Consider the following 25,098-nt stretch of genomic DNA (forward strand, 5'->3'; position numbering starts at 1 on the left):
CTCCCTCTCGTTCCGGTTCGCGCACCTTAACCAGCCGGTAACCACTACGTCGAGGGGGTCGGAGGCACCGTAAATCCGTTCGGCGGCTCGTCGCCGTCGCCTATCCTCGCCGCATGGGACGCATCCGCAGCACCCACTACGTCTGTCTGTCGTGCCGGTCCTCGTGGAAAGTGCCGATCGCCCGCGACACGGCGGGAACGTGCCTGCGTTGTGCGGGGCGGCTCGTCAACGCCGGAACGCAGTTCGCCGCCCCCAGGCGCCGGGACAAGGCGGCGTGGCGCGCGCTCGGCGCGGTGCTCGCGTCCGGGCTGCGCTTCCACTCCGCGTGCGAATGCTGCCAGGACGGTCCGGGCTACCGGCCGCGCACGTCGCGCGAGGTGCGCGAGCGGCTGGCCCACGCCGCGGCCACCGGAGTGCCGGTCGCGGTCGCGCTGCAGTGCCGGGACGTGACGCACGGTAACGAAGCCCCGGGGCGATGCATGCCGTAGCGGCCCCTTCCGCCCGGTCCGTCCGGCCCGTGCGACGAGCCGGCACCTCCCCGCCGTCCGCGGATACCGGCCATGCATCATGGGGGGATGATCACCCTGCGTTCCATGGCCCTTTTCGTCCTCGCCGCCGTGCTGGAGATCGGCGGCGCCTGGCTGATCTGGCAGGGCGTGCGCGAGCACCGGGGCCTGGCCTGGATGGGGGCGGGTGTCGTGGCCCTCGGCCTCTACGGATTCGTCGCGACCCGCCAGCCCGACGCGGAGTTCGGCCGCATTCTGGCCGCGTACGGCGGCGTGTTCGTGGCCGGTTCGCTGCTGTGGGGTGTGGTCGCCGACGGTTACCGCCCGGACCGCTTCGACATCATCGGGGCCGTGATCTGCCTGGTCGGAGTGGGCGTCATCATGTATGCCCCGCGCGGCGGCTGAAACCCGCCGGTCCCCGGCCGAAGCCCGGCCGTTCCGTCCCTGTGGCGCCCCGAGGCGGGGTTGCCGAAGCGCCTCGGGCGCGACAGGCTCTACGGCAGGGGAGACGGGAGGCAGGGGCGATGACGGTGAGCAACAAGCTTGCATGGCTGCTCGATGATCTGACACGGCGCGTGCCGCACGTCCGACACGCCCTCGTCCTGTCCAACGACGGACTGGTGACCGGAGCCAGCGAGAGCCTGGACCGTCCGACGGCGGAGCATCTGGCGGCGGTCTCGTCCGGATTCCACAGCCTTGCCAAGGGGGCCGGCCGGCAGTTCGGCGTCGGCGGGGTCCGGCAGACGATGGTCGAGTTCGACGAGGGCTACCTCTTCGTGACGGCGGCGGGCGACGGAAGTTGCCTCGCGGTGCTCAGCGGCATGGAGGCCGACGTCGGGCGGGTGGCCTACGAGATGACCCTGCTGGTGCACCGGGTGGGCGAGCACCTCGGGGTCGCGGCCCGCCAGTCGAGCTCGCCGTACTGAGTTCCCGCCGGGGCCGATCGCGCTGCGAACTATGAGCTGAGCTGCGGAGATGTGAGTTATCCACAGGGCCGGGAACGGGTGGTCGTCCGCGCGCGCTATCGTCGTGACTGTCAGTGATTGAACGACAGCACAGAGGGACGGTGGTTGCGATGGGGACGACAAGGACGGCGACGGGCCCGGCGCGGGTGACGGACAGGCCGGGGCCGGGGGCGGCGAAAGCGGTCCCCGCGGGCTCGGTGGGCTCGGGCGGTGCGCGGAAGGGGCCGGGGGCGAACGGGCCTGCGGGCCGCCCGGCTTCCCGCCCGGAGCGGCGGGCACGGGTGCCGCGTCCGGCGGAGGCGGTGCAGCCGCCGCTGCCGTCCGAGGTGGTGGAGGAGACCGCGCCGCAGACGTTCACTCTCAACCGGGCCCGGGAGGAACTGGGCCTGCCGTTCGCCGAGTTCGAGCTGGCGTTGCAGCTCGGCGAAATCGGCACGGTCACGGGCGGGGCCGCCGACCGGCCGAGGGTGTCCGCCGCGGAGGTTGCCCGGGTGCGCGGACAGGACGGCGGCACGCAGGCCCTGCTCTCGCGGATCGAGCTGGTCAGCACCACGGCGGCGGCCGAGCTGCTCGGGATCGGCCGGGATCGGATGCTGCGGCTGACGCGCGCGGGATGCCTCCGGCCCGTGCGGTGGTACGTGAACCGCTACCGGGCCCTCGTATGGCTCTACCTCGCCGGTGAGCTGCGGGAGTTCGCGGTGGCCCGGCCCGCGCTGCTGGCCGGGAAGCTGCCGTCGGACGTGCGCGCGGCGGATGCGGAGGGGGTGGATCTGCGGGCGCGCGGCTGGCGGTCCCGGCAGGTCACCCGGCTGGTGCAGGACGCACCCGGCCCCTGGGAGGAGGCCGCGGTCTGGGCGGCGTTGCTGGGGCCCGAGGTCATCGACGAGGCGGTGCCGAATCCGCACGAACGCAGGCGCCTGCGGGGTATCCACACGGTGCTGCCCCACGGCCACCCGGGACCGCTCGCCGGTCCGGCTCTGATCAGACGGCTGACGGTCGCGGACGCCCCGGACGAGGTCGCCGCCGGACTGCTGGCACTGGCCGAGGCCCTCGGCCGTGCCCGAGCGGGGGAGAGGGTGCCGCCGAAGCCGCGGCACGAGCCGTGGCGCGCAGCGCCGCCGGAGCCGGCCGGTGCCCTGGTGACAGGGCGGGGCGTCATGCTCGCGCCGTCGCCGTCGCCGTCGCCGTCGCCGTCGCCGTCGCCGTCGCCGCTGTCCGGGCCCGGCGCGGATGGTTGGGCCGTGGGGGAGCGGCCCCGGCGCAGCCTGCTGCGGCTGCTGCGCGGGCGGCGCCAGGCCGTCGACGGCTGACGCCACCCGCGGGGGAGTGCCTTCAGAGCTCGCCGACCCCGGTCACCCTGATCACCGCGCGGCCCTCCTCGTCGGAGGCCGCGAGGTCGACCTCGGCCGAGATGCCCCAGCCGTGGTCGCCCGCGGGGTCGGCGAAGGTCTGCCGCACGCGCCAGAGCCCGTGCTGCGGCTCCTCCTCGATCATGAGCAGTTTCGGGCCACGGGCGTCCGGACCGGTGCCGAGGTCGTCGTACTCGTCCCAGTAGGCGTCCATGGCGTCGGCCCACGCGTCCGCGTCCCAGCCGGACGCCTCGTCCAGCTCGCCCAGCAGCTCGTACTTCTCCAGGGCGGCCAGCTCCACGCGGCGGAAGAGCGCGTTGCGGACCAGGACGCGGAAGGCCCGGCCGTTCGCGGTGACCGGCTTGACCTGGTCGGCGCGCTCGGCGGCCTCCTCCGCGGTCTCCACCTCGGGGTTGGCCAGCTGCTCCCACTCGTCCAGCAGGCTGGAGTCGACCTGCCGGACCAGCTCGCCGAGCCAGGCGGTGAGGTCCTGGAAGTCCTCGGACTTCAGGTCGTCGGGCACGGTGTGGTCCAGCGCCTTGTACGCGCTCGCCAGGTAGCGCAGCACGATGCCCTCGGTCCTGGCCAGCTCGTAGTACGACACGAATTCGGAGAACGTCATCGCGCGCTCGTACATGTCGCGCACCACCGATTTGGGGGACACCGGATGGTCACCGACCCAGGGGTGGCTCTTGCGGTACACGCCGTAGGCGTGCAGCAGGAGCTCTTCCAGCGGCTTGGGGTACGACACCTCCTGCAGCCGCTCCATGCGCTCCTCGTACTCCACGCCGTCGGCCTTCATCGCGGCCACCGCGTCGCCCCTGGCCTTGTTCTGCTGGGCCGCCAGGATCTGCCGCGGGTCGTCGAGCGTCGACTCGACCACCGAGACCATGTCGAGCGCATAGGACGGGGAGTCGGGGTCGAGCAGCTCGAAGGCGGCGAGCGCGAAGGTGGACAGCGGCTGGTTGAGCGCGAAGTCCTGCTGGAGATCGACGGTCAGCCGGACGATCCTGCCCTCTGCGTCGGGCTCGTCCAGCCGCTCCACCACGCCGCCGTCCAGCAGCGACCGGTAGATGGCGATGGCCCGGCGGATGTGCCGCAGCTGGGAGCGGCGGTCCTCGTGATTGTCCTCCAGCAGGCGGCGCATCGCGTCGAAGGCGTTGCCCGGCCGCGCGATGACCGACAGCAGCATCGCGTGGGTGACACGGAAGCGCGAGGTCAGCGGTTCCGGCTCGGAGGCGATGAGCTTCTCGAAGGTGTTCTGCGACCAGTTGACGAAGCCCTCGGGAGCCTTCTTGCGCACCACCTTGCGGCGCTTCTTCGGATCGTCGCCCGCCTTCGCCAGCGCCTTCTCGTTCTCGATCACGTGCTCGGGCGCCTGGGCCACCACGAAGCCCGCGGTGTCGAAGCCGGCCCGGCCCGCCCGCCCGGCGATCTGGTGGAACTCCCGGGCCCGCAGCACCCGCACCCGCTGCCCGTCGTATTTGGTCAGCGCGGTGAACAGGACGGTGCGGATGGGCACGTTGACGCCCACGCCGAGGGTGTCCGTCCCGCAGATCACCTTCAGCAGACCCGCCTGCGCCAGCTTCTCCACCAGCCGGCGGTACTTCGGCAGCATCCCCGCGTGGTGCACGCCGATGCCGTGCCGGACGTAGCGCGAGAGGTTGCGGCCGAAGGCGGTGGTGAAGCGGAAGTTGCCGATCAGCTCGGCGATGGCGTCCTTCTCCGCGCGCGAGCACATGTTGATGCTCATCAGCGCCTGGGCCCGCTCCACCGCGGCCGCCTGCGTGAAGTGCACGATGTAGACGGGCGACTGACGGGTCTCCAGCAGCTCGGTGAGCGTCTCGGTCATCGCCGTCGTGCGGTACTCGTAGCTCAGCGGCACCGGGCGGGTCGCCGAGCGCACCACGGAGGTGGGCCGCCCGGTCCTGCGGGTGAGGTCCTCCTCGAAGCGGGAGACGTCGCCGAGGGTCGCCGACATCAGCAGGAACTGCGCCTGCGGCAGCTCCAGCAGCGGGATCTGCCACGCCCAGCCGCGGTCCGGCTCGGCGTAGAAGTGGAACTCGTCCATGACCACCTGGCCGACGTCCGCGTCCCGGCCGTCGCGCAGCGCGATCGAGGCCAGCACCTCGGCGGTGCAGCAGATGACGGGCGCGTCCGGATTCACCGAGGCGTCGCCGGTGAGCATGCCGACGTTCTCGGTGCCGAAGAGTTTGCACAGGTCGAAGAACTTCTCCGACACCAGCGCCTTGATCGGCGCGGTGTAGAAGGTGACCTCGTCGCGGGCCAGCGCGGCGAAGTGCGCACCGGCCGCGACTAGGCTCTTTCCGGAACCGGTGGGGGTGGAGAGGATCACGTTCGCCCCCGAGACCACCTCGATCAGCGCCTCCTCCTGGGCGGGGTAGAGCGTGAGGCCCTGCCCTTGCGCCCAGGTCGAGAACGCGTCGAAGAGGGCGTCGGGGCCGGGGTCGGACGGCAGCTGGTCGATAAGGGTCACCCCACCATCTTGCCTGTCCGGGCCGCTCCGGGCGGAACCGGAGGCGTCGCGGAAGATCACCGACGATATGGTGTGCCGTCGAACCACGCGTCAACTCCGCCTGCGGGCGGCACATTTTGGGGGACGGAGCAGCCTGATGATGGGACCTGCGCATTCACTGTCCGGGGCTGCGGCCTGGCTGGCCGTCGGCGCGGTAGCCGCGGGCCTCGACCATCCGATGCCCTGGCCGACGGTGCTCGTCGGCGCCCTGATCTGCGCGGGCGCGGCGCTCGCCCCGGACCTCGACCACCAGGCGGCGACGATCTCCCGGGCCTTCGGCCCGCTGTCGCGGTGGCTGTGCAAGATCGTGGACGCCATCGCGCACGCGACCTACAAGGCGACCCGCAAGGCCGGCGACCCGCGCCGGGCCGGCGGCCACCGCACCCTGACGCACACCTGGGTGTGGGCGGTGCTCATCGGCGCGGGCTTCTCCGCCGCCGCCGTGTACGGCGGGCGCTGGGCGGTGCTGGTCATCCTCTTCATCCACATGGTGCTGGCCGTCGAGGGCCTGCTGTGGCGGCAGGCCCGCGGCGCGCACGACGTCCTGGTGTGGCTCCTCGGGGCCACCAGCGCGTGGATGCTCGCCGACATCCTGGACGACCCGGGCAACGGCAAGGACTGGCTCTTCACCCAGCCCGGCCAGCACTACCTGTGGATCGGCCTGCCGATCGTGCTGGGCTCGCTGGTGCACTGCCTCGGCGACGCGCTCACCGTCTCCGGCTGCCCGGTGCTGTGGCCGATACCGATCGGGCGGCGCCGCTGGTATCCGGTCGGTCCGCCGAAGTTCATGCGCTTCCGCGCCGGCAGCTGGGTCGAGATCAAGGTCCTCATGCCGGTCTTCCTCGTGGTCGGCGGCGGCTGCGCCCTGGGAGCGCTGGGGGCCCTGAGCTTCGTCGGCTGACGCCCGCGGCCGCCGGACCGCCCGCTGCCGGGCGGTCCGGCGAGGGGCCGGGCAGCTCAGCCGTGCCAGGAGCGCCACAGGGCGGCGTAGGCGCCGTCCGCGGCGACGAGCTGGTGGTGGCTGCCCAGCTCACTGATCCTGCCGTCCTCGACCACCGCGATCACGTCGGCGTCGTGCGCCGTGTGCAGCCGGTGGGCGATGGCGACGACCGTGCGGCCGTCCAGCACCCGCGACAGCGAACGCTCCAGATGGCGCGCGGCGCGCGGGTCCAGCAGCGAGGTGGCCTCGTCCAGCACCAGCGTGTGCGGGTCGGCCAGCACCAGCCGGGCCAGCGCGAGCTGCTGCGCCTGCGCCGGGGTGAGGACCGAGCCGCCGGAGCCGACCTCGGTGTCCAGGCCGCCGGGCAGCCCCGTCGCCCACTCCTCCGCGTCCACCGCCCGCAGCGCCTCCCACAGCTCGCCGTCGGCCGCGCCCGCCCTGGCCAGCAGCAGGTTGTCGCGCAGCGTCCCGACGAAGACGTGGTGCTCCTGGTTGACCAGTGCCACGTGTGCGCGGACGCGTTCGGCGGGCATCCGGGCGAGCTGCGCGCCGCCGAGGGTGACCGCGCCGGTGCGCGGGGCGTAGATCCCGGCCAGCAGCCTGCCCAGGGTCGACTTGCCCGCACCCGACGGCCCGACCAGCGCGACCCGGCTGCCCGGCGTCACACGCAGGCTGACGTCGTGCAGCACGTCGCTGCCCGCGCGGTAGCCGAAGCGCACCCGCTCGGCCTCGACCTCGCGGCCGAGCGGGGAGATCCGCTCGTCGCCCGCCTGCTCCTCGATCTCGCGGACGCCGACCAGGCGGGCCAGCGAGACCTGGGCGACCTGCAGCTCGTCGTACCAGCGCAGGATCATGTTGACCGGGTTGATCAGCATCTCGGCGTAGAGGGCACCGGTGGTGAGCTGGCCCGCGGTCACCCAGCCGTGCAGCGCGAAGGTGCCGCCGATCATCAGGACCGAGGTCAGCACCAGCACATGGGTCGCGTTGATCACCGGGAAGAGGACGGTGCGCAGCCACATCGTGTAGCGCTCCCAGGCCACCCACTGCCCGATCCGGGTCCGCGACAGCTCCTCACGGCGGCTGCCGAGCCCGTGCGCCTCGATGGTGCGGCCCGCGTCGACCGACTCGGTGAGCGCCGCGGCGACGGCGGCATACCCCGCGGCCTCGGAGCGGTAGCCCTGCGGGGCCCGCCGGTAGTACCAGCGGGCGCCGACGAGAAGGACCGGGAGGGCCACCAGGACGGCCAGGGCCAGCGGCGGCGAGGTCACGCAGAGCGCGCCCAGCAGCAGGGCCGCCCACACCACGGCGATCGCCAGCTCCGGCACCGCCTCGCGCATCGCGTTGGCCAGCCGGTCGATGTCGGTCGTGATCCGGGAGAGCAGGTCGCCCGTTCCCGCCCGCTCCAGCACGCCGGGCGGCAGCGACACCGAGCGCACCAGGAAGTCCTCGCGCAGGTCGGCCAGCATCCGCTCGCCCAGCATCGCGCCGCGCAGCCGCACCAGGCGGACGAAGAACGCCTGCACCACCAGCGCGGCCAGGAAGAAGGCCACCGCCCGCCCGAGGTGCACGTCCCCTCCCCCGTCGGACAGGTCCTGGACCATCCCGCCCAGCACGTAGGGGCCCACCATCGAGGCCAGCACCGACACCGTGTTGACGCCCACCAGCAGCAGGAAGGCGCGGCGGTGGCGGCGGGCCAGCTCGCGGACGTACGCGCGCACCGTCGCGGGCGAGCCCACCGGAAGGGTGCTGCTCTGCTGCGGTGCGGCCGGATCGTGCTCCGGCGGTCGCACGCCGATCATGCGGACTCCTCCATCGGGACGGTCGGGTGAGCGGCGCCCGCGGGGGCGGGCAAAGAGCCGCGGTCGGCGGTGCCCGCGTCGGGCTCCCGGGTGACCACGGCGCGGTAGCGGGGGTCGGTGCGCAGCAGGTCGTGGTGGCGCCCGGTGGCCACCGCGGTGCCGCCGTCGAGGAGGACCACCCGGTCGGCCCGGTCGAGCACCAGCGGGCTGGAGGTGAGGACGACGGTCGTGCGGCCCGCCCGTACCGCCCCGAGGCCGCGGGCGATCCGCGCCTCGGTGTGCGCGTCGACCGCCGACGTCGGCTCGTCCAGCACCAGCACCCCGGGGTCGGCGACCAGCGAGCGGGCGAGGGCCAGCCGCTGCCGCTGGCCGCCGGACAGCGACCTGCCGCGCTCGGTGATCCTGGCCCGCATCGGATCGGGCTCGGCCTCCGTCTCCGGCAGCGACTGCACCAGGGACTCCAGCACGTCTCCGCACTGGGCCGCCGCCAGCGCCTCGTCCGGTGCGACGCGCCCGGAGGACGGCACCGCGAGCAGTTCGGCGAGGGTGCCCGACAGCAGCACCGGATCCTTGTCCTGCACCAGGACCGCGGCGCGTGCGACCGCCAGTGGCAGCGCGTCGAGCGGCTGCCCGCCCAGCGTCGCGGAGGGCTCGCCGTCCTGCCCCGACGGGCTGTGGCCGCCCAGCCGGTCGGCCAGCCGCCCCGCGGCGTCCGGGTCGCCGCACACCACGGCGGTGAGCAGGCCGTGCGGGGCGCACAGCCCGGTCAGCGGATCGCACAGGTCACCGGTGGGTGCGGGCGCGCCGGTGTCGGGCGTCCCGCCGGAGGGCGCGGCCGCGTTCCTGGAGAGCGCCAGCACCCGGGCCGCGCGCTTCGCCGAAGGCCGGGAGAAGGACCAGGCCATGGCGATCTCCTCGAAGTTGCGCAGCGGCATCAGCAGGAAGCCCACCGCGCCGTACACGGTGACCAGCTCGCCCGCCGTGATCTGCCCGTCGAGCGCCAGCCGCGCGCCGTACCAGGCCACGCCGACCAGCAGCAGTCCGGGCAGCAGCGTCTGCACCGCGCTGATCAGCGCCCACATCCGGGCGCTGTGCACGGCGGCGGCACGTACCTGCTGCGACGCGCGCCGGTAGCGGTCGAGGAAGAGCTCCTCGCCGCCGATGCCGCGCAGCACCCGCAGCCCCGCGACGGTGTCGGACGCCAGCTCGGTGGCCTTGCCCGCCTTCTCCCGCTGGGCGTCGGCGCGCCGTGTCGCCGCGGGCAGCAGCGGCAGCGCGGCGAGGGCCAGAACGGGCACGGAGGCGGCGACGATGCCGCCCAGCTCGGGCCGGTAGACCAGCAGGGCGACGGTCACCCCCACGGTGGCCAGCAGCGCGGAGGTGAAGCGCGCCAGGGCCTCGACGAACCATCCGATTTTTTCCACGTCGCCGGTGCTCACCGCCACCACCTCGCCCGCCGCGACACGCCGGGTGAGCACCGCGCCCAGCTCGACGGTCTTACGGGCCAGCAGTTGCTGGACGCGGGCGGCGACGCTGATCCAGTTCGTCACGGCGGTGCGGTGCAGCATCGTGTCGCCGAGCGCGGTGAGCGCCCCGAGCAGCAGCATCAGGGCGCCGGCCGCCGCGAGCCGGCGGCCCGAGTGGTCGACGACCGCCTGCACGGCCAGGCCGACGGGCACCGGGAAGGTCGCCACCGCGGCCAGGTGCAGGGTCCCCCAGGCGGTGGCGAGCAGCTGGCCGCGCCACTGCCGTATCTCCAGCCAGAGCAGGAAACGCGTTCCGGAACGGACGTCGGGGACACCGGGATCGGACAGCGGAAGGTCGCGTAGGGACGGCATGATGTCCTGGGGTCGGAGCGGCGGGTGGCGGGCACGGGTGGTTCCGCGGTCGCGCGGTTCCACGGCGGACGGTTCCGCGGTCGGGCGGTACCGCGGTGGGGCGATTCCGCCGCGGGTGCGGACGATCCGGCGGGCGGGAATCCGGGGCGGAACGGCGGAAAGCGTCCCGGGTACGGTCCCGAACCGTGCAACCTTCGCGAAGCCGCCGGTGCGGGGTCAACAGGTTTTCCGCCGTCCGGCGGGCTCCGCCGGAACCCCGCCCGCAGCTGCTGCCCGCCCGCCGCAGGCCGCCCACCGGCGGCGAAGGCGCCGGCGCCGGACGCAAGGGGGTGAAGCGGACGGCGGGCCGCCCGGTTCACCCGTACGGGGCAGGAGCGGGCACACTGTGGTCTTCGACCGCTCGTGATCCACAGAGGGGACCCCCACCCATGAAGGGCTTCCGCGCCTTCCTGCTCCGCGGCAACGTCGTCGACCTCGCCGTCGGTATCGTCATCGGCGCCGCCTTCACCGCGCTGGTCAACGGCTTCGTCAAGGCGTTCCTCACGCCCATCGTGGGCCTGGTCAGCGGCGCCACCGGCGACTTCAGCGCCAGGACCTTCCACGCCTCGGGCGTCACCTTCCCGTACGGGGTCTTCATCGACGCCACGATCAGCTTCGTCATCGTCGCGGCGGTGATCTACTTCCTGGTCGTGCTGCCCATGAACCGTATGCAGGAGCGGTTCTTCCCCAAGGCCGCGAGCGCGCCGATGCGCGAGTGCCCGGAGTGCCTGACCGCCGTTCCGGCGGCTGCCAAGCGGTGCAGCGCCTGCACCGCGCAGATACCGCAGACCGTGGTCCCGGCGCAGGACGGCACGCCGGACCTGGAGAAGTAGCCGCCCGTCCGGCGCCGCCGGACACGCGGTACGGGGGCTGTGGGGGCTCCGGGGGTCCGCAACCCCGGAGCCCCCGCAGCCCCCGTGTCATGGGGAGGGGCGGGTCCGCCTCAGTGCGGGGGGCCCGCGCTCTCCGGCTCCTCCTGGTCGAGGACGGCCAGCAGCCGGGTCAGCGCGGCGCGCGCGTCGTCGTCCAGCGGCGCGAGGATCTCCGCGGCCGCCGTGCGGCGCGCCTGCCGCAGCTCCCGCACCGCGCCCCGCCCGCCGTCGGTCAGCTCGATCCTGATCACCCGGCGGTTGGACGGGTCGGGCGCCCGGCGCACGAGTTCGCGCTCCTCCAGCGCGTCCACCAGGGTCGTCACCGCCCTCGGCACCACTTCCAGGCGCTGCGCCAGGTCGGCCATCCGGGGCGGTTCGGCTCCGTGCGCGTCCCAGTGCGACAGGGCCCGCAGCAGCCGCGCCTGCGCCGGGGTGATGCCGAGCGGCTCCAGCCGGTGGCGCTGCGCGCGGTGGAGGCGGCGGCTCAGGCCCAGCAGCTGGTCGGACAGCTTCGCGGTGACGTCGTCGGTCCGGTCGGACGCCGCGGCCGGTGCGGCGCGCGGGGGGATGGGCCCGGTCGCGGGCGACGCCGTGGGCACCGGCTCGTGCGGGGTGTCCGTGGCGGGCTCGGCGGTGCGGGTCTCCATGGAATACAGCGTAGCAGAACAAGGTTCATTGTGAGCATAGGTAACAATGACCTACACTCTCCATCGAGAGTCCTGCTGCCGTCCCCCGAGGAGTCCCTTGCGCCCCGACGATCTCACCGACCGGTGGACCCCACCGAAGAAGAAGTCCGCCAAGCCCACCGACGTCCGCCGCATCGTCCGCCTGTTCCGCCCCTACCGCGGCCGGCTGGCCGTCGTGGGCCTGCTCGTCGCCCTGTCCTCGCTGGTGTCCGTCGCCTCGCCGTTCCTGCTGCGGGCGATCCTGGACACCGCCATCCCGCAGGGCCGCACCGGCCTGCTGAGCCTGCTCGCCCTCGGCATGATCGCCACCGCGGTCGCCAACGGCGTCTTCGGCGTCCTGCAGACCCTGATCTCCACCACCGTCGGCCAGCGCGTCATGCACGATCTGCGCACCGCCGTCTACTCCCGCCTCCAGCGCATGTCGCTGGCCTTCTTCACCCGCACCCGTACCGGCGAGGTGCAGTCGCGCATCGCCAACGACATCGGCGGCATGCAGGCCACCGTCACCTCCACCGCGACCTCGCTGGTCTCCAACGCCACCGCGGTCATCGCCTCGGTCGTGGCCATGGCCGCGCTCGACTGGCGGCTGACGATCGTCTCGCTCGTGCTGCTCCCGGTGTTCGTGTGGATCGCCCGCCGGGTCGGGCGCGAGCGCAAGAAGATCGCCACCGAGCGGCAGAAGCAGATGGCGGCGATGTCCGCGATCGTCACCGAGTCGCTGTCGGTCAGCGGCATCCTGCTCGGCCGCACCATGGGCCGCGCCGACTCCCTGACCCGCGACTTCTCCACCGAGTCCGAGCGGCTCGTCGATCTCGAAGTGCGCTCCAACATGCAGGGTCGCTGGCGGATGGCCGTCATCGGCATCGTGATGTCGGCGATGCCCGCGCTGCTGTACTGGGCGGCGGGCCTGACCACCGGCCACGGCGGTCCCGCCGTCTCCATCGGCACCCTGGTCGCCTTCGTCTCGCTCCAGCAGGGCCTCTTCCGGCCCACCATCTCGCTGCTGGCCACCGGCGTGCAGGTGCAGACCTCGCTCGCGCTCTTCCAGCGCATCTTCGAATACCTCGACCTGCCGATCGACATCACCGAGCGGCCGGGCGCGCGCGCCCTGGACGAGGTCCGCGGCGAGGTCGCCTTCGAGGGCGTGGACTTCTCCTACGACCCCGACTCCGGGGCCGGTCCCACGCTGCGCGGCATCGACGTGACCGTGCCCGCGGGCGGCAGCCTCGCCGTGGTGGGCGCGACCGGGTCCGGCAAGAGCACCCTGAGCTACCTGGTGCCCCGGCTCTACGACGTGACCGCGGGCCGCGTCGCCCTCGACGGCACGGACGTGCGCGATCTGACCTTCGGCACCCTCGCGGCCGCCGTCGGTGTCGTCTCCCAGGAGACCTACCTCTTCCACGCCTCCGTCGCGGAGAACCTGCGCTTCGCCAAGCCGGACGCCACCGACGACGAGATCCACGCCGCGGCGAAGGCCGCCCAGATCCACGACCACATCACCGGACTGCCGGACGGCTACGACACCATGGTGGGTGAGCGCGGCTACCGCTTCTCCGGTGGTGAGAAGCAGCGGCTGGCCATCGCCCGCACCATTCTGCGCGACCCGCCGGTGCTGATCCTCGACGAGGCGACCAGCGCCCTGGACACCCGCACCGAGCAGGCCGTCCAGGACGCCATCGACACCCTCTCCGCGGGCCGCACCACCATCACCATCGCGCACCGGCTGTCCACGATCCGCGACGCCGACCAGATCGTGGTGCTCGACGCCGGACAGATCGTCGAGCGCGGCACGCACGACGAACTCCTCGCCGCCGGCGGCCGCTACGCCGCCCTGGTCCGGCGCGACACGCAGATGGCGACGACCGCGCCGTGAGCGCCCCGACCACGGTGCGGCCGTGACCGCTTCGACCAGCCCCTGCGCCGGGACAGGCCGCTACGGCGTCACCAGCACCACGTCGAGGGTGCGGGGGCCGTGGACGCCCTCCACCCGGCTCAGCTCGATGTCGCTGGTCGCCGAGGGACCGGAGATCCAGGTGAGCGGCCGGGCCGGGTCCAGCCGCGGCAGCGCCTGCGGCACCGAGTCGACGACCTGCTCGGGCACCCGCACCACGCACACATGGTGGTCGGGGATGAGCGTGAGCAGCCGCCGCCCCTGGTCCGGGCCCGCGTCCAGGACGATCGTGCCGGTCTCGGCGACGGCCACCGCGCAGCCGGTCACGACGCTGTCGACCGTGTCCAGCCGGGCGGCCGGCAGTCGTGTGCTGTCGTCCAGGACCTCGATACCGGCCGCCTCGACCTCGGGCAGCCACCCGCGCGGGGCCCGTTCCGGCACGACGACGCTGCGCGAGCCGTGCTCGGCCAGCAGCCGGGCGATCGTCGCGGGCAGGCCCGCGGCGTCGGTGCGGTGCACCGCGGCGCGGTAGTCGGTGAGGTTCTCGGCGAGCAGGTCCACCCGCTCGTCCGCGGTCCGCTCCGCGTGCACCGTCAGATAACCGCGCTCCGGGGGTTCCCCGCCCGGGGCGCCGCCGTCGGAGGTGACCGCCAGGGCCTGGCGCACCCGGCGCAGGATCTCGGCGCGGCTGTCCCCGTTCACTGCTGACCGCCCTTCGGCCCGTCGCCGTGCCCCGCCTCCGCCGGGCCTGCGCCCGCCCGCTGTTCGCGCTGCCGCCACCATTCGCGGAAGGACCGGCCCGGCAGCTCGGGCAGTTCGCGGCTCGCCGTCCAGGCCTTCGCCGTCCTGCCGGGCAGCCGCCGCGGGTGCAGCGCCCGGGTGCCCTGCGCGAGCCGCTGTGTGGTGCGCCAGGCCGCCGGGTGGTCCAGGGTCCAGCGTCCGGCACGCATCGCGGCGCGTTCGGCCGCGTGCCCCCTGGCGGGCCTGATCGTGGTACGGGTGCCCGCCCGGGTGACCTCGCCGCCCTCCACGACCCGTTCGCGCAGGCTCACCAGCACCTCGGGGATGTCGATGGCCACCGGGCAGACCTCGTAGCACGCCCCGCACAGGGAGGAGGCGTAGGGGAGCGAGGCGTCCAGCGCGGTGCCCGTGCCGCGCAGCTGCGGGGTGAGGATGGCGCCGATCGGACCGGGGTAGGCCGAGCCGTACGCGTGGCCGCCGGCCCGTTCGTACACCGGGCAGACGTTGAGGCAGGCCGAGCAGCGGATGCAGCGCAGCGCCTGCCGTCCGGTCGCGTCGGCGAGGGTGTCGGTGCGGCCGTTGTCCAGCAGGACGAGGTGGAAGGTACCCGGGCCGTCGCCGTCGGTGGTGCCCGTCCACGTCGAGGTGTACGGGTTCATGCGCTCGGCGGTGGAGGAGCGCGGCAGCGTCTGCAGGAAGATCTCCAGATCCCGCCAGGTGGGCACGATCTTCTCGATGCCGGCGACGGTGATCAGGGTCTCCGGCACGGTCAGGCACATCCGGCCGTTGCCCTCGGACTCCAGGACGACCACCGTGCCGGTCTCGGCGACCATGAAGTTGGCGCCGGACACCGCGACCTTGGCCCGCAGGAACTTCTCCCGCAGGTGCAGCCGTGCCGCCTCCGCGAGCTCGCCCGGACTGTCGCCGAGGCCCTCGGGGGCGGGCCTGCCCCAGCGGCCCATCTGCTCGGTGAAGGTGTCGCGGATCTGCCGCCGGTTCTTGTGGATCGCCGGCACCAGGATGTGCGACGGGCGGTCGTCAGCGAGCTGCACGATCAGCTCGGCCAGGTCCGTCTCGTACGCGGTGATGCCCGCCTCGGCCAGTGCCTCGTTGAGCTCGATCTCCTGCGTGGCCATCGACTTGACCTTGACGACCTCGCGCTCGCCGGTCTCCTGGACGAGCCGGGTCACGATCCGGTTGGCCTCGGCGGCGTCGGCGGCCCAGTGCACGGTGCCGCCCGCGGCGGTCACCGCGGACTCCAGCTGGAGCAGGTAGTGGTCCAGGTGCCGCAGGGTGTGGTCCTTGACGGCCGCGCCCGCGGCGCGCAGCTCGGCCCAGTCGTCCAGTTCGGCGACCGCGGCGGCGCGCTTGGCGCGGATGGTGTGGGTGGCGTGCCGCAGGTTCGCCCGCAGCTGGGTGTCTCTGGTCGCGGGCGCGGCGGCCCGCGGAAAGGTCGGCAGGCCCAGGTAGGTGGAGTTCATCGGACCTCTTCCGTCCTTCGGCCGGACTTCTCCCGCGCAATGTGCCGCGGCCGCGTCCCGGGCGGCCGGTACGGCTCCTCGCGGGTCGAGGCCAGCACCTCGGCCAGGTGCACGGTGTGCATCGGCGCCTCGTCCCGGCGCAGGATGCCGTCCAGGTGCATCAGGCAGGAGTTGTCCGCCCCGCACAGCAGCCCGGCGCCGGTGCCGAGCGCGTTGGCCGTCTTGTCGCGGCCCATCGCGGCCGAGACGTCCGGGTTCTTGACGGCGAAGGTGCCGCCGAAGCCGCAGCACTCCTCGGCGCCCGGCAGCTCGCGCAGCTCCAGGCCCGCCACGGCGTCGAGCAGCCTGCGCGGCCGGTCGCCCAGCCCCAGCATGCGCAGCCCGTGGCAGGAGGGGTGGTAGGTCACCGTGTGCGGGAAGTACGCGCCCACGTCCGTGACGTCCAGCACGTCGACCAGGAATTCGGTGAGTTCGTAGGTCTTGGCCGCCAGCGCCGCCGCGGCCCGCTCCAGGCCGTCGCCGCGGCCCTCGGCCTTCGCCTTCGCGCCGATCCGCGGGTAGTTGTCGCGCACCATGGCCGCGCAGGAGCCGGAGGGGGTGACGACGTGGTCGTAGCCGTCGAAGGCCGCCGCCATGCGCAGTACCAGTGGCTCGGTCTCGTGCCGGTAGCCGGTGTTGAACTGCGGCTGCCCGCAGCACGACTGGGCGGCGGGGAAGTCCACCGTCACGCCCAGCCGCTCCAGCAGACGGACCGTCGCCTGCCCGGTGCCGGGGTAGAGCAGGTCGTTCACGCAGGTCACGAAAAGCGCTACGCGCATGGGTCCTCCGCGCCGCACCGGCGCGGGCCGGGCTGATCTCGATCACGCATGCGCCCATACTGCCGCAGTCTCCCTCCCGGGGGAAGGAGACATCCGATGTTTATTGCGTCGGCGTGGCAGAAGTGGCGGGGAGCGCGCGCTCCCTGCTCAGCGAGCGGGTTGGAGCGCGGGGGACGCGGCGGAGGGCCCCGGTGCCCGTCCGTCGAGCAGCGCGCGGATCTCGCGCACGGCGGTGCGGCCCGCGCGGTTGGCGCCGATGGTGCTGGCCGAGGGCCCGTACCCGACCAGATGGATCCGCGGGTCCTTGACGACCCGGGTGCCCGCCACCCGCACGCCGCCGCCCGGCTCCCGCAGCCGCAGCGGCGCGAGGTGGTCGAGCGCGGCACGGAAACCGGTCGCCCACAAGATCACGTCGGCGTCGAGCGTGTCGCCGCCGTCCCAGGCCACCCCGTGCGGTGTGACGCGGTCGAACATCGGCAGGCGGCGCAGTATGCCGCGGTCCGTGGCCTGCCGCACCGACTCGGTCGCCGCGAGCCCGGTCACGCTCACCACGCTCTGCGGCGGCAGCCCCCGGCGTACCCGCTCCTCGACGCGCGCCACCGCCTCGCGTCCCCAGTCCTCGTCGAACGGAGTGTCGCGGAAGACCGGCGGACGGCGTGTCACCCACGTCGTGCGCGCCACCTCCGCCAGCTCGATCAGCAGCTGGACGGCCGAGGTGCCGCCGCCGACCACGACCACGTGGCGGCCCGCGAACTCCGCGGCTCCCCGGTAGCCGGCCGTGTGCAACTGGCGGCCGAGAAAGGTCTCCTGCCCGGGGTAGTACGGCACGAAGGGCCGGTCCCAGGTGCCGGTCGCGTTGATCAGCGCCCGCGCCGCCCAGGTGCCCGCGTCCGTCTCCACCAGCAGCCGCCCGCCGCCGTCGCGCACCGCGGTGACGTCCACCGGGCGGCGCACCCGCAGGTCGAACCGCTGCTCGTAGGCGGCGAAGTACCCGGCCACCACCTCGGCCGACGGCCGCCGCGGGTCCGCCTCGTCGAGCGGCATGCCCGGCAGCTCGTGCACCCCGTGCGCCTTGCCGTAGGTCAGCGAGGGCCAGCGGTACTGCCAGGCGCCGCCGGCCCCGGGGGAGTGGTCCAGCAGGACGAAGCCGGCGCCCGGCTCCAGCCCGGACCGGCGCAGGAAATACCCGGCCGACAGCCCGGCCTGCCCGGCGCCGACCACCGCCACCTCGACCTCGCGCACCGCATCGTCCATGCAGACGACAACGGTGCTGGCCCCGCAATGCTTCCCGGGCCCGGCGGCGGCACCGCTCCCGGGGACCTACTCCGGCATCCGGGGCTCGGACGCCCAGCGGCGCAGCCGGGCCACCCGTTCGGCTGCCTCCTCCAGCCGCTGCTGCGGGAGGTCGCCGTCCGCCACCGCCCGCGCCGCGGCGGCGTGGATCGCGTCCCGCACCCCCGCGCCGCTCGACGGTCCGAGGCGCACCAGGTCCACCCCGGCGATCCAGGCCAGTACCGCGGCGCCCGGTACGCCCCAGCCGTCGACGATGGCCGGCCGGTCGAGCGACTCGCTCAGCACGACCCCGCGGTAGCCCAGCTCGCCGCGCAGCACGCCGGTGACCGCGCGGGCGCTGAGCATCGCGGGCACCTCCTCGTCCCCGGGCGCGGGCGCGTGGCCCGCGGTGATGGCCCGTACGCCCGCCGCGGCGCCCTCCGCGAAGGGCCGCAGGCTGGTCGCGTCGCCCGCGGTGAAGGGGCCGAGGGCCGCGGCGACGCCGTGCGTCTGGAGGTCGGTGACGAAGACCCGGGTGTCGTCGGCCCGCGCGCCCGGGTGCACGCCCAGGTGCAGGTTGGCGCCCGCCGCGACGAGTTCGGCCGCCGCCGCGCAGCCGTCGGTGCGGGCCGGGTGCTCCGGGCGGCGGACCGGCGGCGGGCCCGCGTGGCCGGTGAGGGCGTCCGGCAGCGCCGCCTTGAGGGCCTGCGCCGTCGCGCGGGCGGCCGTGCCCTGGGCGTCCACGGCGGCGCCGGGGGCGCCGTTCTCCAGGCTGTGCAGGATCCAGTCGGGCAGCCGGCCGCCGCGTCCCCGTACGGTGGGCAGCAGGCAGGAGTCGACCAGTGCGGTGAGCCGGCGCAACGCGAATGCCCCCCTCCGGGCCGCGGGCTTGGGCCGGACGGTGGTCCGGGTCCGCAGAATGGTACAGACCAATCCCCGGTCCCGGCAACGATCCCCCCGCCGACCAGCTCCTCGGGCGTCCGGCCGCCCCGCACGACGCGCCGGACGCGCCCAACGGCCCGCCGCCGGGCGGCCGTACCCCGGGTGAGCGGACGCGGCGGGCGGGGCACAATGGCCGTATGGGTGATCGCTTCCGTTCCCGTGTGATCGACGTGGCCACCGGCTCGGCAGAGACCGTGCACGACCTGACGCAGGAGTGCGCGGCCTTCCTGCGGGAGGCCGCCGGGGGCCGCGACGGCCTGCTCAACGTCTTCGTGCCGCACGCCACGGCGGGGGTCGCGATCATCGAGACCGGCGCCGGCAGCGACGACGACCTGCTGGCCGCCCTGCGCGACCTGCTCCCCGCCGACGACCGCTGGCGCCACCGGCACGGCACCCCCGGCCACGGCCGCGACCACGTGCTGCCCGCGTTCGTCCCGCCGCACGCCAGCCTCCCTGTGCTCGGCGGCGCCCTGGAGCTGGGCACCTGGCAGTCGGTGGTGCTGGTCGACACCAACCGCGACAACCCCCGCCGCCAGGTCCGGCTGAGCTTCCTCGGCTGAAGAGGGCCGCGCACCGGGCGCCCAGCAGCCCCCGCCCGGAAGCCGTCAGCCCCCGGGCCGCCCGGTGGCCAGGAAGTCCGCCAGGTCGTAGCGCACCGGCTCCTCCAGTTGGGCGTACGTGCACTGCTCCGGCTCACGGTCCGGCCGCCAGCGGCGGAACTGCGCGGTGTGCCGGAAGCGGTCCCCCTGCATGTGGTCGTAGGCGACCTCCAGGACGCGCTCGGGGCGCAGCGGCAGCCACGACAGGTCCTTCTTGCCCGTCCAGCGGCTCGGGCCGCCGGGGAGTCGGCTCGTCCCCTGCGCCTCCTCGCTCGTCCAGTCCTGCCACGGGTGCCCGGCCACCGACTCCATGAGCAGCGGCGCCAGTTCCTCCATGAGCTGCGCCCGGCGCCGCATCGGGAAGGACGCGCAGACGCCGACGTGCTGCAGGCGGCCCGCGCCGTCGTACAGGCCGAGCAGCAGCGAGCCCACGACGGGGCCGCTCTTGTGCTGGCGCAGGCCGGCGACCACGCAGTCCGCGGTGCGCTCGTGCTTGACCTTGACCAGGACCCGCTCCCCGGGCCGGTAGGGCAGCTGCGGCGGCTTGGCCACGATGCCGTCCAGGCCCGCGCCCTCGAAGCGGTCGAACCAGTCCCCGGCGAGCGCCGGGTCGGTGGTGGCGGGCGCGGTGAAGACCGGCGCGTCCGCGTCCCGCAGCGCCGCCGTCAGCGCCTCCCGGCGGGCGCTCTGCGGGTCCTCCATGAGCGACCGGTCGTCCAGGGCGAGCAGGTCGAACGCGACGAAGGCCGCGGGCGTCACCTCCGCCAGATGGCGTACCCGTGACTCGGCCGGGTGGATGCGCTCCAGCAGCGCGTCGAAGTCCAGCCGCCCGTCCCGGGCGATGACGATCTCGCCGTCCAGCACGCAGCGCCGCGGGATGCGGCTCCGCAGCGCCTCGACCACCTCGGGGAAATACCGGGTGAGCGGCTTGGTGGAGCGGCTGCCCAGCTCGATCTCGTCGCCGTCGCGGAAGACGACGGCCCGGAAACCGTCCCATTTCGCCTCGTACTGCATGCCCGGCGGAATGGTCTTCGCGGGCTTGGCGAGCATCGGCTGCACTGGGGGCATCACCGGCAGGTCCATGGTCCGATTGTGCGCGCGGCCGGCGCCCCGGGCGCGGTGGCGGCCCGTCCGGCCTAGCGTGGGAGGCATGGCAGAGACGCTGGAGCTGACCGTCGGCGAGCGCACCGTGCGCGTCTCGCACCCGGACAAGGTCTACTTCCCGCAACGCGGCCTGACCAAGGCCGACCTGGTGCGCTACTACCTGTCCGTGGGCGACGGGATCCTGCGGGCGCTCCGCGACCGCCCCACCACCATGGAGCGCTACGTCGACGGCGTCGAGGGCGAGTCGTTCTTCCAGAAGCGCGCCCCCAAGAACCTCCCGGACTGGATCCCCACCGGCCGGATCGCCTTCCCCAGCGGCCGCTACGCCGACGAGATCTGCCCCACCGAGGTGGCCGCCGTGCTGTGGGCGGCCAACCTCGGCACTTTCACCTTCCACCCCTGGCCGGTCCGCCGCGGCGACACCGAGCACCCCGACGAGCTGCGCATCGACCTCGACCCGCAGCCCGGCACGGACTTCGCCGACGCCGTGCGCGCCGCCCTGCGGCTGCGCGAGGTGCTGGACGGGCTGGGCCTGCGGGGCTGGCCCAAGACCTCCGGCGGGCGCGGGCTGCACGTCTTCGTGCCGATCGCGCCCGAGTGGACGTTCGTCCAGGTGCGCCGCTCGGCCATCGCGGTGGCCCGCGAACTGGAGCGGCGCGACCCGGGTCACATCACCACGGCGTGGTGGAAGGAGGAGCGCGGCGAGAAGATCTTCGTTGACTACAACCAGACGGCGCGCGACCGCACGATCGCCAGCGCGTACTCCGTACGCCCCTTCGCGCATGCCCCGGTGTCCGCGCCGCTGCGGTGGGAGGAGCTGACCGAGGTCGCCCCGGCCGACTTCGACCTGGTCACCATGCCCGCCCGGTACGCCGAGCTGGGCGACCTGCACGCCGACATGGACGAGCACGCCTTCCGCCTCGACGCCGCCCTGGACCTCGCCGACCGCGACGAGCGCGAGCACGGCCTCGGCGACCTCCCGTACCCGCCCGAGCACCCGAAGATGAAGGGCGAGCCCCGGCGCGTCCAGCCGAGCCGGGCGCGCAAGCCCGCGGACTGACACCACGGGCCGCCACCCGCGCGGTGTTGTGTGGCGGAAATCGTCACAAGGCTGTCCTTGCCGCCGCCGGAGCAGGCCGCCCAGGATGGACGCATGACCCGCCGGAATGTCGTCTTCGCCGTCTTCCCCGGCTTCCAGATGCTCGACCTCGCCGGGCCGCACGAGGTCTTCGTGCAGGCCGGGCGGCGGGCCGAGCGTGCCGGGAGGCCGGACGTCTCGGTGACCACGGTGGCCGCGGCACCCGGCCCGGTCGCCTCCAGCGGCGGCCTCGCGGTCTCCCCGACCCGGACGGCCCGCGAGTTCACCGGCCCGGTGGACACCCTCGTCGCCGTCGGCGGCGCGGGCGTCCACGAGGCCTGCGCGGACGGTGAGTTCGTCGACTGGTTCGCCCGCACCGCGCACCGGGCCCGGCGCACCGCCTCGGTGTGCAGCGGCGCCTTCCTGCTGGGCGCCGCCGGGCTGCTGGACGGGCGGCGGGCGGTCACCCACTGGTCGTCGTGCGCGCTGCTCGCCGAGCGGTACCCGGCAGCCGTCGTCGACCCCGACCCTATCTTCGTACGGGACGGCGACCTGTGGACGTCCGCCGGCGTCACCGCCGGGATGGACCTCGCCCTCGCCATGGTCGAGGCCGACGACGGGCCCGAGGTGGCGCGGGCCATCGCCCGGCAGCTGGTGATGTTCGTGCAGCGTCCCGGCGGCCAGGCGCAGTTCAGCGCGCAGCTCGCCGCCCAGCGGCCGGTCCGGCAGCCGCTGCGCGAGGTGCTGGACTGGATCGCCGACCACCTCGGCGACGACCTCGGCGTGCCCGCGCTCGCCGCCAGGGCCGGGATGAGCGAACGCAACTTCACCCGCGTCTTCCGCGCCGAGACCGGGCGCACCCCCGCCGCGTACGTCGAGAGCGCCCGCGTCGAGGCGGCCCGCCGGCTGCTGGAGTCCACCGGCACACCGCTGGACGCCGTCGCGCGCAGTTGCGGCTACGGCACCGTGGCCACGCTGCACCGCAGTTTCAAACGCGCCGTAAGGGTGACGCCCGGCGAGTACCGGCGGCGCTTCGCACCCCACGCCGTCAGGGGCTGAACCCGCGTCACCCCCGGGACCCCACCCACCGCTGCACCGGCCAGGAAAGGCACCCCGCCATGCGTATCGTCCTCCCGCTCTTCGACGGTTTCACGGCGCTCGACGCCGTCGGCCCCTACGAGGTCCTGCGCAACCTGCCGGACGCCGACGTCGTCTTCGCCGCCGCGGCCCCCGGACCGGTCACCGACGGCGCGGGGCGGCTCGCCCTCACCGCCGCCGCGTCGTTCGCCGACATCACCGCCGCCGACGTCCTGGTGGTCCCCGGCGGTCCCGGTGCCCGCGCGGGCACCGGCGACCCGCAGTTGCTCGACTGGATCCGCGCCGTCCACGCCACCACCGCCTGGACCACCTCGGTGTGCACCGGCTCGCTGCTGCTGGGCGCCGCCGGACTGCTCGCCGGACTGCGCGCCACGACCCACTGGAGCGCGACGGAACTGCTGGCGTCCTACGGGGCCGTCCCCACCGGGCAACGGGTCGTCGAGCAGGGCCGGATCGTCACCGCGGCCGGGGTCTCCGCCGGCATCGACATGGCACTGCGGCTCACCGAGCTGATCGCGGGCCCGGTCGCGGCCCAGGCCTGCCAGCTCGCGATCGAGTACGACCCGCAGCCGCCCTTCGACGCGGGCTCCTGGAGCAAGGCCCCGCAGGCCGTGAAGGACTACCTGGCGGCCCGCTGACCGTCCTCCCCGGGCGGCCCCGCCGTCCCGGCCTCCACCGGCACGGCCGGGCCCTGCTCGGCCGCCAGCGACTCCACGAGCGGCAGCAGCCGGTGCGCGACCCGCTCGCTCAGGGCTATCTCGGTACGGATCCGCACCACGCCCGGCAGCCGGCCCAGCCGCTGGATGACCGCTTCCAGATGCGCGTTGTCGCGCGCCACCACCCGGGTCAGCAGATCGCCGCCACCGCCCGCGACCGAGAACGCCTCGACGATCTCCGGCACCGCGGCCAGCGCCTCGCCCACCTCGTCCAGATGCCCGCGGGCGACCTCCAGCCGTACGAAGGCCAGCACCGGGTGGCCCAGCGCGGCGGGGGAGACCCGCGGACCCGCGACGGTGATGACCCCGTCGCGTTCCAGCCGCTCCAGGCGGGCCTGCAAGGTGCCGCGGGCGACGCCCAGGATGCGGGCGTATCCGCGGACGCTCGTACGGGGCTGGTCGAGCATCAGCCGCACTATGCGGGCGTCCAGGGCGTCGAAGGGCATGGTGCGGCCGTACTCCTCGCGGGCGTGGGCGACCGTGGTGATCGCCGGGGATCTCATGATCACCGTACTGACGGCCCCCGGCGGACCGGCTACTTTGAGCCATCACCGCCGCGAACGGCCGCCCGCGCCGCCCAACGGCCCCCGGCAGCCGCCGCGTCGGGGTGCCACCGGCTGGCCGCAGACGGCCCCCGCGCGCGACGCGGCCGCCGCGAGGCACTACTCTCGGCCGCCGTACAGACATCAGGCGGAAGAGGTACGGCAGTGGCCGGGCACGCATACATCGGTTCGTTCACCTCAGGGGGCGGGCGCGGCCTCACCACGGCCGCCGTCGACCCGGGGACGGGAGCGCTCACCGCGCTGGGCGCCACCGCCGACGTGGTCAACCCGTCTTTCCTGGTGGTGTCCCCCGATGGGGGGACGCTCTACACGGTCAGCGAGACCGACCCGGACGGCGCAGCCGCCGCCTTCTCGCTCGCCGACCCGGCCGCGCCCGCGCTCATCGGCGAGCCCGTCGCGGTGCACGGCGGCTCGCCCACCCACCTGGCCGTCCACCAGGGCCACCTGCTGACCGCCAACTACTCGGCGCCCGGCAGCGTCAGCGTGCTCGCGATCCGCGCCGACGGCGGGCTCGACGGGCTGCGCTCGGTGCTGGAGCACGAGGGCGACGGCCCCAACCAGCAGCGCCAGGAGGGCCCGCACGCGCATGCCGTGCTGCCCGACCCGGCCGGCCGCTGGGCGGTCAGCGTGGACCTCGGCACCGACTCGCTGCGGGTGTGCGAACTCGACACCGCCACCGGCGAGCTGGAGATCGAACGCGAACTCGGCCTGCGCTCCGGCATCGGCCCGCGGCACCTCGCCTTCCACCCGGACGGGCGGCACGCGTACGTCATGAACGAGCTGGACTCCGTGGTCACCGTGTGCGGCTGGGACGCCGAACGCGGCAGCCTGCGCCCGCTGTCCGAGACCCGGGTGCTGCCGGACGGGACCGACGGCGAGAACTACCCCTCCGAACTCGTGGTCTCCGCCGACGGGCGCTTCGCCTGGGCCGCCAACCGCGGCCACAACAGCATCGCGGTGCTCGCCGTGCACGACGGCGGCGAGCGGCTCGAACTCCTCGACACCGTCAGCTGCGGTGGCGACTGGCCGCGCCACCTCACTCTCGACCCCGAGGGCACCCGGCTCTACGCGGCCAACGAGCGCTCGGGCGACGTCACCTGGTTCGACGTCGACCCGGCCACCGGCATCCCCAAGCAGGCCGGCTCACTCGACGTGCCCGCCGCGTCCTGCGTCGTCTTCCGCTGAACCCGCCTGGGGCCGCCCGCAGACGGCGCGGGGCGGGCGGTCCCGGCCGGGACCGCCCGCCCCGCGGACGCGGTGCAGGG

At 74.2% G+C, this 25,098-nt stretch carries 23 protein-coding genes; 12 read left to right on the forward strand and 11 right to left on the reverse strand.

Annotated elements, in window-relative coordinates; translation table 11 throughout:
• The first annotated feature begins 113 nt into the window (after positions 1–113).
• The 4 genes from ACWERV_RS09855 to ACWERV_RS09870 all read left to right on the forward strand — a co-directional run bounded on the left by ACWERV_RS09855 (position 114) and on the right by ACWERV_RS09870 (position 2,781).
• Positions 114–488, forward strand: coding sequence for a deoxyxylulose-5-phosphate synthase (locus ACWERV_RS09855; RefSeq protein ID WP_452930915.1), 375 nt, complete (start codon positions 114–116; stop codon positions 486–488).
• A gap of 87 nt (positions 489–575) precedes the next feature.
• Positions 576–911: a YnfA family protein gene (locus ACWERV_RS09860; RefSeq protein ID WP_398179735.1), complete on the forward strand. Its 336-nt coding sequence runs from the start codon at positions 576–578 to the stop codon at positions 909–911.
• 119 nt (positions 912–1,030) lie between these two features.
• Complete coding sequence (locus ACWERV_RS09865) at positions 1,031–1,432, forward strand: roadblock/LC7 domain-containing protein (protein WP_398179732.1); 402 nt, start codon at positions 1,031–1,033, stop codon at positions 1,430–1,432.
• Between the two features lie 320 nt (positions 1,433–1,752).
• Positions 1,753–2,781 (forward strand): DUF6397 family protein, encoded by a 1,029-nt coding sequence (locus tag ACWERV_RS09870; protein WP_452930919.1) that lies wholly within the window; start codon positions 1,753–1,755, stop codon positions 2,779–2,781.
• A 22-nt stretch (positions 2,782–2,803) separates the two neighbouring features.
• Here ACWERV_RS09870 and ACWERV_RS09875 read toward each other — a convergent pair whose 3' ends face one another.
• A complete protein-coding gene (locus ACWERV_RS09875; RefSeq protein ID WP_452930922.1) occupies positions 2,804–5,317 on the reverse strand; it encodes a DEAD/DEAH box helicase in 2,514 nt (837 codons plus the stop codon).
• 136 nt (positions 5,318–5,453) lie between these two features.
• On the opposite strand from ACWERV_RS09875, the gene ACWERV_RS09880 reads away from it, so the two are divergent.
• On the forward strand, positions 5,454–6,257 hold the full coding sequence (locus tag ACWERV_RS09880; RefSeq protein WP_452930925.1) for a metal-dependent hydrolase: 804 nt from the start codon (positions 5,454–5,456) through the stop codon (positions 6,255–6,257).
• 56 nt (positions 6,258–6,313) lie between these two features.
• Here the strand turns inward: ACWERV_RS09880 and ACWERV_RS09885 are convergent, their stop codons facing one another.
• Positions 6,314–8,095 carry an ABC transporter ATP-binding protein gene (locus tag ACWERV_RS09885; RefSeq protein ID WP_452930928.1) on the reverse strand — a complete coding sequence of 594 codons (1,782 nt, stop codon included), beginning with the start codon at positions 8,093–8,095 and terminating at the stop codon, positions 6,314–6,316.
• Entirely contained in the window at positions 8,092–9,933 is a 1,842-nt protein-coding gene (locus ACWERV_RS09890) for an ABC transporter transmembrane domain-containing protein (protein WP_452930931.1), read from the reverse strand. Before ACWERV_RS09890 ends, ACWERV_RS09885 begins: the two co-directional genes overlap by 4 nt.
• Before the next feature lie 428 nt (positions 9,934–10,361).
• On the opposite strand from ACWERV_RS09890, the gene mscL reads away from it, so the two are divergent.
• Positions 10,362–10,805 carry a large conductance mechanosensitive channel protein MscL gene (gene mscL / locus ACWERV_RS09895; protein WP_452930933.1) on the forward strand — a complete coding sequence of 148 codons (444 nt, stop codon included), beginning with the start codon at positions 10,362–10,364 and terminating at the stop codon, positions 10,803–10,805.
• A 110-nt stretch (positions 10,806–10,915) separates the two neighbouring features.
• Here the strand turns inward: mscL and ACWERV_RS09900 are convergent, their stop codons facing one another.
• Complete coding sequence (locus ACWERV_RS09900) at positions 10,916–11,491, reverse strand: MarR family winged helix-turn-helix transcriptional regulator (RefSeq protein WP_452930935.1); 576 nt, start codon at positions 11,489–11,491, stop codon at positions 10,916–10,918.
• Positions 11,492–11,588: 97 nt separating this feature from the next.
• On the opposite strand from ACWERV_RS09900, the gene ACWERV_RS09905 reads away from it, so the two are divergent.
• The gene (locus ACWERV_RS09905; protein WP_452930938.1) at positions 11,589–13,403 is read left to right on the forward strand and encodes an ABC transporter ATP-binding protein; all 1,815 of its coding nucleotides are present in this window, start codon (positions 11,589–11,591) and stop codon (positions 13,401–13,403) included.
• A gap of 60 nt (positions 13,404–13,463) precedes the next feature.
• Here ACWERV_RS09905 and ACWERV_RS09910 read toward each other — a convergent pair whose 3' ends face one another.
• The 5 genes from ACWERV_RS09910 to ACWERV_RS09930 form a co-directional block, all read right to left on the reverse strand.
• Positions 13,464–14,123 carry a LutC/YkgG family protein gene (locus tag ACWERV_RS09910; protein ID WP_452930941.1) on the reverse strand — a complete coding sequence of 220 codons (660 nt, stop codon included), beginning with the start codon at positions 14,121–14,123 and terminating at the stop codon, positions 13,464–13,466.
• Positions 14,120–15,643, reverse strand: coding sequence for a lactate utilization protein B (locus ACWERV_RS09915; protein WP_452930944.1), 1,524 nt, complete (start codon positions 15,641–15,643; stop codon positions 14,120–14,122). Before ACWERV_RS09915 ends, ACWERV_RS09910 begins: the two co-directional genes overlap by 4 nt.
• Positions 15,640–16,461 carry a (Fe-S)-binding protein gene (locus tag ACWERV_RS09920; RefSeq protein ID WP_452930947.1) on the reverse strand — a complete coding sequence of 274 codons (822 nt, stop codon included), beginning with the start codon at positions 16,459–16,461 and terminating at the stop codon, positions 15,640–15,642. The genes ACWERV_RS09915 and ACWERV_RS09920 overlap by 4 nt, the downstream gene beginning before the upstream one ends.
• Positions 16,462–16,608: 147 nt before the next feature.
• The gene (locus ACWERV_RS09925) at positions 16,609–17,715 is read right to left on the reverse strand and encodes an NAD(P)-binding domain-containing protein (protein WP_452930950.1); all 1,107 of its coding nucleotides are present in this window, start codon (positions 17,713–17,715) and stop codon (positions 16,609–16,611) included.
• 66 nt (positions 17,716–17,781) lie between these two features.
• The gene (locus tag ACWERV_RS09930; RefSeq protein ID WP_452930953.1) at positions 17,782–18,594 is read right to left on the reverse strand and encodes a glycoside hydrolase family 3 N-terminal domain-containing protein; all 813 of its coding nucleotides are present in this window, start codon (positions 18,592–18,594) and stop codon (positions 17,782–17,784) included.
• 218 nt (positions 18,595–18,812) lie between these two features.
• Between ACWERV_RS09930 and ACWERV_RS09935 the strand changes: the two genes are divergently transcribed.
• Positions 18,813–19,235 carry a YjbQ family protein gene (locus ACWERV_RS09935; protein WP_452930956.1) on the forward strand — a complete coding sequence of 141 codons (423 nt, stop codon included), beginning with the start codon at positions 18,813–18,815 and terminating at the stop codon, positions 19,233–19,235.
• Between the two features lie 45 nt (positions 19,236–19,280).
• On the opposite strand, the gene ACWERV_RS09940 is transcribed toward ACWERV_RS09935, so the two are convergent.
• Positions 19,281–20,357, reverse strand: coding sequence for an ATP-dependent DNA ligase (locus ACWERV_RS09940; protein ID WP_452930958.1), 1,077 nt, complete (start codon positions 20,355–20,357; stop codon positions 19,281–19,283).
• Between the two features lie 67 nt (positions 20,358–20,424).
• Between ACWERV_RS09940 and ligD the strand changes: the two genes are divergently transcribed.
• The 3 genes from ligD to ACWERV_RS09955 all read left to right on the forward strand — a co-directional run bounded on the left by ligD (position 20,425) and on the right by ACWERV_RS09955 (position 23,192).
• Positions 20,425–21,438: a non-homologous end-joining DNA ligase gene (gene ligD, locus ACWERV_RS09945; RefSeq protein WP_398179682.1), complete on the forward strand. Its 1,014-nt coding sequence runs from the start codon at positions 20,425–20,427 to the stop codon at positions 21,436–21,438.
• Between the two features lie 93 nt (positions 21,439–21,531).
• On the forward strand, positions 21,532–22,515 hold the full coding sequence (locus ACWERV_RS09950; protein WP_452930961.1) for a GlxA family transcriptional regulator: 984 nt from the start codon (positions 21,532–21,534) through the stop codon (positions 22,513–22,515).
• 59 nt (positions 22,516–22,574) lie between these two features.
• Positions 22,575–23,192, forward strand: coding sequence for a DJ-1/PfpI family protein (locus ACWERV_RS09955; RefSeq protein WP_452930964.1), 618 nt, complete (start codon positions 22,575–22,577; stop codon positions 23,190–23,192).
• On the opposite strand, the gene ACWERV_RS09960 is transcribed toward ACWERV_RS09955, so the two are convergent.
• Complete coding sequence (locus tag ACWERV_RS09960) at positions 23,174–23,716, reverse strand: Lrp/AsnC family transcriptional regulator (RefSeq protein WP_452930983.1); 543 nt, start codon at positions 23,714–23,716, stop codon at positions 23,174–23,176. The two genes, ACWERV_RS09955 and ACWERV_RS09960, sit on opposite strands and share 19 nt — an antisense overlap.
• Positions 23,717–23,977: 261 nt before the next feature.
• On the opposite strand from ACWERV_RS09960, the gene ACWERV_RS09965 reads away from it, so the two are divergent.
• Positions 23,978–25,018 (forward strand): lactonase family protein, encoded by a 1,041-nt coding sequence (locus tag ACWERV_RS09965; RefSeq protein WP_452930966.1) that lies wholly within the window; start codon positions 23,978–23,980, stop codon positions 25,016–25,018.
• Positions 25,019–25,098 lie beyond the last annotated feature (80 nt).

Source organism: Streptomyces sp. NPDC004031 (assembly GCF_053604375.1).